Source organism: Nocardiopsis lucentensis DSM 44048 (assembly GCF_000341125.1).
In the GTDB taxonomy this organism is placed as follows: domain Bacteria; phylum Actinomycetota; class Actinomycetes; order Streptosporangiales; family Streptosporangiaceae; genus Nocardiopsis; species Nocardiopsis lucentensis.
Map to the genome: position 1 here is coordinate 16,908 of NZ_ANBC01000142.1, position 10,764 is coordinate 27,671.

The 10,764-nt window shown below is 70.5% G+C and carries 8 protein-coding genes; 5 read left to right on the plus strand and 3 right to left on the minus strand.

The genetic code is table 11. The features are described 5' to 3' along the window. Nucleotides 1–24 precede the first annotated feature (24 nt). The 3 genes from D471_RS0104935 to D471_RS41100 are packed head-to-tail and all read right to left on the minus strand — an operon-like array spanning nt 25 to nt 2,977. Nucleotides 25–1,161 carry an FAD-dependent monooxygenase gene (locus D471_RS0104935; RefSeq protein ID WP_017597604.1) on the minus strand — a complete coding sequence of 379 codons (1,137 nt, stop codon included), beginning with the start codon at nt 1,159–1,161 and terminating at the stop codon, nt 25–27. Then, complete coding sequence (locus tag D471_RS33055) at nt 1,158–1,700, minus strand: chorismate--pyruvate lyase family protein (RefSeq protein ID WP_017597605.1); 543 nt, start codon at nt 1,698–1,700, stop codon at nt 1,158–1,160. Before D471_RS33055 ends, D471_RS0104935 begins: the two co-directional genes overlap by 4 nt. Then, nucleotides 1,697–2,977, minus strand: a complete 1,281-nt coding sequence (locus D471_RS41100) for a helix-turn-helix transcriptional regulator (protein ID WP_017597606.1) — start codon at nt 2,975–2,977, stop codon at nt 1,697–1,699. The genes D471_RS33055 and D471_RS41100 overlap by 4 nt, the downstream gene beginning before the upstream one ends. Before the next feature lie 1,340 nt (nt 2,978–4,317). Here D471_RS41100 and D471_RS0104950 point away from each other — a divergent pair. The 5 genes from D471_RS0104950 to D471_RS33060 all read left to right on the plus strand — a co-directional run bounded on the left by D471_RS0104950 (nt 4,318) and on the right by D471_RS33060 (nt 10,756). Next, nucleotides 4,318–5,724, plus strand: a complete 1,407-nt coding sequence (locus tag D471_RS0104950; RefSeq protein WP_017597607.1) for an FAD-binding oxidoreductase — start codon at nt 4,318–4,320, stop codon at nt 5,722–5,724. Continuing rightward, on the plus strand, nt 5,721–6,818 hold the full coding sequence (locus D471_RS0104955) for an acyl-CoA synthetase family protein (protein WP_206538921.1): 1,098 nt from the start codon (nt 5,721–5,723) through the stop codon (nt 6,816–6,818). Before D471_RS0104950 ends, D471_RS0104955 begins: the two co-directional genes overlap by 4 nt. After that, nucleotides 6,818–8,188, plus strand: coding sequence for an aldehyde dehydrogenase family protein (locus tag D471_RS0104960; RefSeq protein ID WP_017597609.1), 1,371 nt, complete (start codon nt 6,818–6,820; stop codon nt 8,186–8,188). Before D471_RS0104955 ends, D471_RS0104960 begins: the two co-directional genes overlap by 1 nt. Before the next feature lie 129 nt (nt 8,189–8,317). Beyond that, the gene (locus D471_RS0104965) at nt 8,318–9,712 is read left to right on the plus strand and encodes a 3-deoxy-7-phosphoheptulonate synthase (protein WP_017597610.1); all 1,395 of its coding nucleotides are present in this window, start codon (nt 8,318–8,320) and stop codon (nt 9,710–9,712) included. A 66-nt stretch (nt 9,713–9,778) separates the two neighbouring features. After that, nucleotides 9,779–10,756, plus strand: a complete 978-nt coding sequence (locus D471_RS33060; RefSeq protein ID WP_017597611.1) for a glutamine amidotransferase-related protein — start codon at nt 9,779–9,781, stop codon at nt 10,754–10,756. The last annotated feature ends 8 nt before the right edge of the window (nt 10,757–10,764 follow it).

The following is a 10,764-nucleotide window of genomic DNA, read 5'->3' on the forward strand; positions in this document are numbered from 1 at the left end:
CCTCGCCCGCACCCCCGAGGAATATCAGTACCGGACCCGGCGTATCCGGGGGCCGAAGGCCGCAGTGTCCAACCACCGCCCGGCGGGCTCCCACACCGGTGCCGCCAGCGCCGCCGCGCGCTGGCGGACCCGACCGGGCCACGTCCGCGCCAGCAGGTGCGCGCAGGCCTGTCCCGCCGCCGCGCAGTTGGCCACCGCGGCGGCCCGCCGCCGCATGGCGTACTCCTGGGCCCCTCCCTCGGCCACGGCGTCAACGGCGGCCACCGCGTCCGCGACGCCGGAGTTCATCCCGCGGGCACCGAAGGGCGGGAACAGGTGGGCCGCGTCGCCGGCCAGGAGCACACGGCCGTGCTCGTCCACGAACCGTTCGGCGACGCGTTGGTGGAAGCGGTAGCGGGACACCCAGGCGACCCGGTGCCCGGGGAGCACGTCCGGGACCCAGGTGTCCGGATCCGCCGCGAAAGCAGCCGACTCCCGTTCTCCCGCGCATTGCAGGTCGATCCGCCAGCCGCCGCGGAAGGGCACGAGCAGCACGTTGCGCCCGTCCACCGCGGGGTGGCGGTAGTGCAGGACGCGCTCGGCCCTCAACGGGCGCTTCGCGTCGTGCACATCGACCACGACGAAGTCCGTCCCCGACGAGGAGCCCGCCAACGCGATCCCCACCGCCTCCCGGACCACGGAGCGGGCCCCGTCCGCCGCGATCACGTGGGTGCCCTCGATCTGACCGCCCTCGGTCCGCACGGCGACCCCGTCGGCCCCGGAGACGGCCCCGGTCACCCGAGCCCCCCAGTGGACGCCTACCCCGACCCGGTCACAGGCCCGGCGCAGCCGCTCCTCCAGCAGCGACTGGGGCAGGCTGCTGAACGGCGGGAAGGGACCCCGGCTGGGGCCGTAGACCCGCGCGTAGACCTCTCGGCCCGCCCACAGGGTCCGCTTGGCCCCCCAGACCAACCCCAGACCAGCCAGTTCGAGACCCAGTCCGGGGCTGATCCGGTCGAGGGCGCGCAGTGACTCCCGATGGACGAAGATCGCCCGGCTCCCGGGGCGGGCGCGGGAGCGCGGGTCGGCTTCGACGACGCTGACGTCGAGGCCACGGTGGCGGGCGGCCAGCGCGGCGGTCAGTCCCACGGGGCCGGCCCCGACGACGACGAGGCGCCTCATGACTCGGAAACCAGGTCAGGGTTGAAGCGCTCCTCGACGTAGATCGGCGGGGCTGCGCGGAGCCGGATGAGGTAGCTGCGCCACATCGCCTGGCGCCGGCCCCCATCGTCCCAGGGCGAGCGACCGAACGAGACCGGGCAGCGTTCCTGTTCACCGCCGCGCAGGAGGCGGCTGCGCCCCAGCGGTGTGGTCGGATCGGTCAGCACCCGGGCGATCTCGCTCGGGGTCAGGACGTCGGAGACGACGGTGTTGCGTGAGACCGGGACGCCGTCGGGTGTGCGGAGTTCCGAGTGGCGGACGATCACCCGGGCGGACGGTGTCAGCCCGAGCGACTCCCGCAGATCGGTACGCAGCCGTTCCGCGGGACGGACGTCCTGCCGGAGCACGCGCACCGTCAGGGGCAGGTCCAGGATCCGCTCCAGCAGCAGGGTGGTGGAGCCGGGGTGACTGATCAGGTGCCGGGCGCTCCGCCTTCCGTGGCGTCCGCGCGCTGAGGGGGTCCGGTGCGGTTCCCTGAGGACCCGTGCTTGGCCGGTCATGGGATGGAGCTCCTTGTCGCGGGTTCGGATCGCCAGGAGTCGGGGGTCGTTCCCGGAGAGAGCGGCTCACGGGGACGGCCGTGGACGGCGAACCAGCTGGCGACCTGGACGCGGGAGGAGCAGCCCAGCCGGCGCATCACCTCGCGAACGTGGTTGATCACCGTCCACTCGGCGATGTTCAGGCTCTTGGAGATCTCCCGGTTGGTCAGGCCGTCGGCGATGAGGCCGGCCACCTGTCTCTGTCGGGGAGTGAGCGGATACACCCGCTCGTTCACCGGGGTCCGTTCCCGGAGTGGGCCGGCCGACCGGTCGGCGCGCTCGGTCTCCTGGGCGAAGATCCGCGTGGTGTTCAACAGGGAGAGTCGGGGGTTCCCGAGGCCGCCCTGGTGGACTCGGAGGAGGTGGTTCTCCACCAGCAGACGCAGGGTGCGGTCGTTGGCGCTGGGGTCGCCCCCGATGATCCGGTGCACGTCCTCGAAGGTGAACTCGTCGTGGTGGCTCAGTTGGACCAGGGTGCTGCGCGCTTCGGGCGGAAGCGTGTAGTAGCTCTCCGCCAGAGCCTCGGACATGCTGCTGTGCCGGAGCGAGACGACCCCCGCGGACCGGGCGCTGAGCATCTCCAGGCTGAACCGGAGCCGTTCCCGCAGCGCCTCGGGGGACAGCGCCTTGAGCCAGGGCGCGGCCAGCTCGATGGCCAGGGGCAGACCGTCCAGGGCGGTGACCAGGTCCAGGACCGCCAATCGCGCTGGTCCGTGCCGTTCCAGGTCGCCGAGGTAGCCGTCAGACCTTCCCATCAGGAGTTGGACCGAGGGTGAGGTCAAAAACCGCTCGACCTCGGCGGCGGGGGAGGGCAGGGGGAGGGGGTGGAGTTCGTAGAGCTTCTCCCCGTACCACCCGATCGCCTCACGGCTCGTCAACAGGATGCTCAGGGACGGATCGTGGGCCAGACTCCTGCGCAGCTGTTCCCTGAGCGGCTCGTCGCCGGGTACGTGGTTGTCGACGACGAGGAGCCGCCGAGGCTGAACGCCGTCCGGTGCCGTTGTGGAGCGAACGCACTCGGTGAGTCGGGCCAGTTTCTCCGCCGCCTCCTCAGAACCGCTCTCCTGGGCACGGTCGAATATCTCCACCCCGCCCTCGAAGAGTTCTCTCATCGAGCAGGCCGCTTCGAGCGCCAGACGGCTTTTGCCGACCCCGGCCGGACCGGTGACGACCAGGAGACGGGTGCCTGCGCCGAGCAGCCGTGATATGTCCACGCTCTCTGCGTGCCTGCCCACCATGCGGGGCTTGGTGAGTACTTCGTTCAGATGTGGGTCCGACATCCGGGATCGCGGCATCGCGTAGGTAGGTTTCATCAGGCGCTTCTGGTTAATTTCAAGGAAATATTTAGTACCCGAGTGGTGCTCAGACATGGGAAGGCGGAACCTAAGTGGTTCTCAGACATAAGAAGGAAACCTCAATCGCCTCGCGCATCTATACAACTGGGGCATACCCGCCACCCCGGGCGAAATTGTACATGGACTGGATCAAGATCACGCCGGACCACCAGCCGACTGCACCATTCAAAACCCCCGAGCGGAAGAGCCGAAGGGTTCGCGAAAATCATGATTGACCAGCCAATGTCCAATATGAGTGTTTTTGTTAATATGTTATTAATATTGACATATGTACATAAATATACCTGTTTGTCCTTTTTTAGAGTGGCCGACATCGGCCGCAGAGGTTTGTTCACTAGAGAGGTTTGAACGCGGCTGGTCAGGGTGGGTGTCCGGGTGGTTCCGGGGCGCGGAGTCGCGTCTGTGGCGCGAGAGCCGACACGACGGACCCGATCGGAGGCGACGTTCGCGACAGCCGTGTCTGTGCGCGATACGAACCGATGCCGCCCCGGGGGCGGCTCCTCCCGCCGCGCGACCGGCCCGGCGACGCGCCGCCCCTCCCCGGCCGCGGGGATCAGCGGCCCTCACGGGGTCGGCGACCGCGACCACTCGGGCACCCCGGAAAACCGCAGTTCAGGATGGCCCAATCCCCTCGATCCGCACAAGTGGCCCCACTTGGGCCCACGCCCCGGAACAAACGCGACGCGACGGAGATGGCAAAGACCTGTCACACCCGACGCCCACGAAGTCCGATCCGCCATGGCAATCATCAGCCATGTCTTTGTCATATTCATCCGAGACCGTTGCGGCTAACGTTCTCGACTGTGAGTTTCACGTTTTGGAGCCGCCCAGGGAGAGGTTCCTCCGCCGCCCCGAAGCGTCTCCGCATGCGGTCCCCCGGCTCCGCGCCTGGGGAGTGACACGCAAAGAAGCGGCAGACACTTCCGTGTTCGGTGGCATCGTCATGCGATAACCGCCGCAGAACCCATGGGGGTGGAAACATTTAACCATCCACGCAGACCCTGTTGACTGGCAGGACGAATATCAGGACCTCACCGGCCCCGGGGCGACCATCTGCTGTCGCTGGTGACCTCCTCGCAAAAGGACCAGTAGTGAATAACATCGGAAGAAGAAGTCTTCTGCGGATAGGTGCGACCGCCGCCGCGGCCACCGTCGCCGGGGGCGCTGGCGTACTGTCCGCCGGCCCCCTGTACGCCGCGGGCGCCCCACGACACTCGTGGAGCATGCTGGAACGCTTCGTGGACGGTGACGTCGTCCTGCCCGCGGACGACGACTACGAGCGGGCGATCCAGCTCCAGGTCGCCGAGTACGACAAGATCCGTCCCCAGGCCGTCCTGTACTGCCAAAGCAACCGCGACGTGCAGGCCGGGGTGCTCTTCGCCCAGTACCACGGGATCGCGGCCGTCCCCCGCAGCGGAGGCCACAACAACGCCGGCTACTCCACCACCGAGGGGCTGGTCCTGGACGTCTCCCGGCTGAACGCGGTGTCGGTCGGCGCCCACACCACCCGGATCGGGGCGGGGATCCAGGCCGTGGACGCCCTGGACGCCCTGACCCCCCACGGCGTCGCCGTCCCCAACGGCACCTGTGCCACCGTCGCCGCCGGCGGGTTCGTCACAGGCGGGGGCACCGGCCCCTTCACCCGCAGGGACGGGGTCGCTCCCGACAACCTGCGGGCCGCGCGTGTCGTCCTGGCGAACGGCCGCGTCGTCACCTGCGACGCCGACCGCCACCCCGAACTCCTGTGGGCCATCAGCGGCGGCGGGGGCGGCAACTTCGGCGTGATCACCGAATACACCCTCGACCACGTGCCGGTCGAGCGGATGGGCCAGTTCCGGGTCGTGTGGTCGTGGGACGACGCGGCCGAGGTGATCACCGGGTTGCAGGAGTGGGTCGCCGACCTGCCCAGGGAGATCGCGGGGGACCTGCTGGCGATCATGCCCGACGGCGCACCGGGACAGCCCGTCCTGCTCCAGATCGTGGGCACCGCCCTGACCGACCCCGACACCCTGGCCGCCGAGATCGACCGGCTGGTCGGCCTGGTCGGCCGGGAGCCCACCGAGCGCAACGTGCTGGACCAGACCTACCGCCAGACCATGATGAGCGTGTGGGGCTGCTCCGACAAGTCGGTCGCCCAGTGCCACCGCGTCGGCTTCAACCCCGAGGGCATGCTGCCCCGCGACGCCTTCCGCCTGTCCCGCTCCCGCCTGCTGGAGGACCCCATCCCCCGGTCGGGGATCGAGGACGTCCTGGGCGCCTTCGAGGCCGACCGCCAGGCCGGTCAGATCCGGATCCTGTCCATGCGCATCATGGGTGGCCAGACCAACGAGGTGGCCCCCGACGCCACCGCGTTCACGCACCGGAGCGCCTTCCTCAACATCTCCTTCACCTTCGGCGTCAACGACGCCGAGGCCACCCAGGAGGAGAAGGACACCGTCCTGGCGGCCCTGCACGACGGGTTCGCCACGTTCGACCCCTACTCCAACGGCCACACGCTGCAGAACTTCATGGACCCCTACCTGGACGACTGGCGCGACGCCTACTACGGGACCAACTACGCGCGCCTGTCCCGGGTCAAACGCGACTACGACCCCCACGGCTTCTTCCGGTTCGACCAGGCGATCTCATGACGGAGGCACCCATGCACGAGCTGCTGGACGGCTGGACCGCCCCCCAAGCCGCGGCCGACCCCGACGCCTACCTGCGCGCGATCCTGGAATGGCACTTCTCCCCGGCCACGGGGTCGCCCTTCTGGCTGGAGCGGGCCCCACGCCTGGGCTTCGACCCGATCGCCGACGTCAAGGAACTGGGCGACCTGCGCCGCTTCCCCGACCTGAGCGACGAACTGCGCACGGTCCGCGCCGAGGACCTCGTTCCCACGGGAGCCCACGGGACCCCCTTCGAGGTGTTCGAGTCGGGCGGCACCACCGGCGCCCCCAAGCGGGTGGTCGACGGCCTGTCCCGGGGACGCAACGTGGACTGGGTCGGCCGGGTGCTGAGCGAACACGGATTCCCCGAGGAGGGCAACTGGCTGCACGTGGGTCCCAGCGGCCCGCACGTGGTCGGCCGCACCATCAAACACCTGGCCGCGTCACGCGGCGGCCTGTGCTTCACCGTCGACTTCGATCCGCGCTGGGTCAAGAAACTGCTGGCCCAGGGCCGGACCGAGCTGGCCGCCGAGTACCGCGAGTACCTGCTCGACCAGGTCGAGCTGATCGTCGACTCCCAGGACATCCGCGTCCTGTTCATCACCCCGCCGGTGCTGGAGTCCCTGTGCTCACGCGCCTCCCTGTACGAGCGGGTCGCCCAACGCCTGGAGGGGCTGATGTGGGCGGGCACCAGCGTCAGCCCCGAGACCCTGTGGCAGATCGAGAACACCTTCTTCCCCAACGCCTCGGTGGCGGCGATCTACGGGAACACGATCATGGGGATCGCCCCACAGCGGCCCCGACTGGACGACGACACCCAGCCCTGCGTGTTCGTCCCCTTCTTCCCCCAGTCCGTGGTCGAGGTCATCGACGCCGAGGGCGCTCCCGTGGCCTACGGCGAGCGCGGCCGGGTCCTCATGCACCTGCTGGCCCGGGACATGTTCTTGCCCAACGTCCTGGAGCGCGACACCGCGATCCGTCTCGCCCCGGCACCCGGAGGCACGACGGACGGCCTCGCCGACATCGCCCCCTTCCAGGACGGAACCGGCACCAAGGTCATCGAGGGAGTGTACTGATGGACACCACCCCCACCCGGATCGACCCCGTCATCTGCGGCGCGTCCACCCCCAGCCGGGACCGCACCCAACTGCGGGCCCTGGACGGAACCACACTGGCGGAGGTCGGACTGGCCCCCCGCCTGCTCGCCCAGGCAGCCGTCGGCCGCATGCGCTCGGCCGCCGACCGCACCGCACCCGACCCCGAGGTCTTCGCCGAGGCGGGCCGCCTCTTCGCCCACGCCGACCTGGAGGGGGAGAGCCCCCAGGAGTACCGGGAGCGGGTCAGCGCCGCCACCGGAGCCCCGATCGGCGCCATCGAGCGGGCGAGCCGGGGCATCGAGGAAAGCCTCGGCCGGGTCGACCTGCTCAACCGGTCCGAACTGCCCGCCCCCTTCGCCGTTGCCGGGTTCGAGACCCACTGGGTGCCGCGCGGCGCCCTGCTGGCCGCGGTCGTCCCCAACAACCACCCCGAACCCAACGTGTCCTGGGTGCGGGCGCTCTCCCTCGGTTACGGCGTACTCGTCCGCCCCGGCAGTCGCGACCCGTTCACCCCCCGACGCCTGGTCGCTGCGCTCCTGGCCGCCGGACTGCCCGGCGACAAGATCAGCCTGCTGCCGGGCGGCCACGAGATCGGCGAACACCTCATCACCCAGGCCGACCTGGGACTGGTCTACGGCGGCCCCGACGCGGTGGCCCGCTGGGGCAGCCGCGACGACGTCCTGGTCCGCGGGCCCGGCAACAGCAAGGCACTGGTCGACGTCCCCCTCACGGACGCGCTCGTCGAGCGACTGGTGGACTGGATCGCCGACGACGGGGGCGTACGCTGCAACAACATCTCAGCGGTCCTGGTCCACGGCGACCACGTCGCACTGGCCGAACGCCTGGCCGAACGCCTGGCCGAACTGCCGACGCTGACACCCACCCACCCCGACGCCGCGCTCCCGGCCATTGGCGAGGACACCGCCGAACCCATGCGCGCGTACCTGGGACGGGTGACCGACGGCGCGATCGACCACTCCAGCCACCGCTACCCCGACGGCCCGGTCACCCGTACCGAGGACGGGCACACCCTGATGCGCCCCCTGGTCGTCTCGACCACCGACACCCACGGCGACCTCGTCGGCACGGAGCTGCCCTTCCCGTTCGTGGTGGTGGCCCCCTGGGAGGACAAGGACGACACCGCGCCACTGCGGGACTCCCTGGTGGTGAGCGTGCTCAGCGACCGTGAGGACCTGATCGGTCGGCTACTCGGCGAGCCGACCGTCCGCAAGGTCGTCGCGGGCCCCGTCCGCCCGTGGACCTCACGGCCCGAACAACCCCACGACGGAAGCCTGGCGGGCTTCCTGACCGAACCCAAGGCGCTCGTGCGAGCCCTGCCCCCGAGCTGACGTCACCCGACGCCCTCGACCGCGGCCCGTGAGCCGACCCTCTTCGCTCGACCGCGCCCCCACCCCCGGCGCCCCTCCCCGGGGCGCCGGGACCCCGCGGGACCCCCCTTCCACGAGGAGCACCGACTCATGCACACGGCATCACCAGCACTCGACGAAGCGCCCGTCGGGCGGCGCGGCGGCCCCCCGGTCTGGCGCCGGGACCGCTGGCGCGCACTGCCCATCCACCAACAGCCCTCGTGGCCGGACCCGGCGCAGCTGCGCACGGTCCTGGGTCAGCTCGCCACCCTGCCCGCCCTGACGGCGGTCGACGACGTCCGTCGCCTGGAGGCGTCCCTGGCCCGGGTGGCCGCCGGGCAGGCGTTCCTCATCCAGGCCGGGGACTGCGCCGAACCGATGGACGCCACCGGGGTGGCGGCGGTGCGGGGCAAGCACCGGCTCATCGGAATGATGGCCGAGACGGTCAGCGACCGCGCCGACCTGCCGACCGTGGCGGTCGGCCGGATCGGCGGACAGTTCGCCAAACCCCGGTCCGAGCCCACCGAGGTCGTCGACGACCGTGAACTGCCCGTGTTCCGCGGCCAGCTGGTCAACGACCCCCGCCCCGACGAGCGGTTGCGCACCCCCGACCCCCAACGGCTGCTGGCCGCCTACCGGGTCTCGCGCACCGTGCTCAACGAACTGCACATCCTCGCCCACGAGCGGGCCACGCACGGACTGGCCGACACCTGGCCCCACCCCCTGCCCCAGGATCCGGGGCGAGGCCCCCACCCGATCGACCGGCCCTGGGACGGATCGCTGCGGTCGGTCATCGCCGGCTACGGGGAGACACTGCCCACCGACCGCGGCGGGTGGACCCACACCGGACTGTGGACCAGCCACGAGTCCCTGGTCCTCGACTACGAAGAGCCGCTGGTGCGGCGCGACCCCCGCACCGGCGAGTGGTTCCTGCTGTCCACGCACATGCCCTGGATCGGAGAACGCACCCGCGCCGTCGGCGGGGCGCACGTGGAGTTCCACGCCACCATCGCCAACCCGGTCGGCTGCAAGATCGGGCCGAACATCGCACCGGAGGAGATCGTCGCGCTGTGCGCCGCGCTGAACCCCAACCGGCGCCCCGGACGGCTCACCCTGATCTGCCGGATGGGCGCCGACCGGGTCCGTGACCGCCTGCCCGCGCTGGCCCGGGCCGTCCGCGCCGCGGGCCACCACGTGGTGTGGGTCTGCGACCCCATGCACGGCAACACCGAAAAACTCGCGACCGGACGCAAGACCCGCAGGGTCGAGCGGATCCTCCACGAGATCGAGGCCTTCTTCGCGGCGCTGCGCGAGGCGGGCGAGTGGCCGGGCGGCGTGCACCTGGAGGCGACCGACGACGACGTCACCGAATGCCTCGACACGGACGGGACCGACGACGGCGCCGTGACCGACGACGGATACCGGACCCTGTGCGACCCGCGGCTGAACGAGAAACAGGCACTGCGCGTGACAGAGACGGTCAGCCGGCTGGTCGCCCAAGGATGACCACCCCGCCCCACGGCCCGTCGCACCGCCGCGAGCGGCGCGCGGCCCAGGACTAGAGAGCTTGGGATGCGAACCCTCCTGATCGACAACCACGACTCCTACACCTACAACCTCTTCCAGCTCATCGCCGAGGTCAACGGCGAGGAACCGGTCGTCGTCACCAACGACTCACCCGAGGCCGACCGCCTGGACACCGACGCCTTCGACAACATCGTCATCTCCCCAGGACCAGGGCACCCCGGCCGCCCCCGGGACTTCGGCGCCTCAGCACGGATCCTGGCCGACGCGTCCGTGCCCGTGCTCGGCGTCTGCCTGGGCCACCAGGGCATCGCGGTCAGCGAGGGCGCCGAGGTGACACCCGCCCCCCAACCCCGGCACGGCTTCCTGACCGCGGTCACCCACACCGGAGACGACCTGTTCTCGGGAATCCCCCAGGGCTTCACGGCGGTCCGCTACCACTCGCTGGCCGTCCCCGAACCGCTGCCACCGACCCTCGAACCGATCGCCTGGGCCGAGGACGGCACACTGATGGCGCTGCGCCACCGGGAGCGCCCGCTGTGGGGTGTGCAGTTCCACCCCGAGTCGATCGAGACCAGTCACGGACACCTGCTGTTGAGGAACTTCCGCGACCTGACGGCCACCCACAACGAGGGACGCCGCCACGTCGACCGCCCCGCCTCCGCCGAGGACGCCACCGCACGGGGAGAGGGCGCACGCCACCTCCTGCACCTGCGGGTGATCGAGTCGGCGGTGGACACCCAGGCCGTCTTCTCCCGCCTCTTCGCCGACTCCGAGGTACCCGCCTTCTGGCTCGACAGCGCACACGTGGAACCCGGGCTGTCGCGCTTCTCCTTCCTCGGGGACGCCAGCGGACCGCTCTCGGAGACGGTGAGGTACCGGGTCGAGGACCAGACGGTCGAGGTCGAGCGCCCCGGCGCCCCCGCCCAACGGGTGCCCGGCAGCGTCTTCGACTACCTCAAGCACGAGCTGGCCCGACGCCGTGTCGACAGCCACGACCTGCCCTTCGACTTCACATGCGGCTAAGTCGGCTA

What these genes read in the sequence shown, in the direction of transcription:
- D471_RS0104950 (WP_017597607.1), top strand. Translation starts at nt 4,318, where the DNA reads ATGCTGGAACGCTTCGTGGACGGTGACGTCGTCCTGCCCGCGGACGAC.
- D471_RS0104960 (WP_017597609.1), top strand. Translation starts at nt 6,818, where the DNA reads ATGGACACCACCCCCACCCGGATCGACCCCGTCATCTGCGGCGCGTCC.
- D471_RS0104935 (WP_017597604.1), bottom strand. Translation starts at nt 1,161, where the DNA reads ATGAGGCGCCTCGTCGTCGTCGGGGCCGGCCCCGTGGGACTGACCGCC.
- D471_RS33060 (WP_017597611.1), top strand. Translation starts at nt 9,779, where the DNA reads ATGCGAACCCTCCTGATCGACAACCACGACTCCTACACCTACAACCTC.
- D471_RS0104955 (WP_206538921.1), top strand. Translation starts at nt 5,721, where the DNA reads ATGACGGAGGCACCCATGCACGAGCTGCTGGACGGCTGGACCGCCCCC.
- D471_RS33055 (WP_017597605.1), bottom strand. Translation starts at nt 1,700, where the DNA reads ATGACCGGCCAAGCACGGGTCCTCAGGGAACCGCACCGGACCCCCTCA.
- D471_RS41100 (WP_017597606.1), bottom strand. Translation starts at nt 2,977, where the DNA reads ATGGTGGGCAGGCACGCAGAGAGCGTGGACATATCACGGCTGCTCGGC.
- D471_RS0104965 (WP_017597610.1), top strand. Translation starts at nt 8,318, where the DNA reads ATGCACACGGCATCACCAGCACTCGACGAAGCGCCCGTCGGGCGGCGC.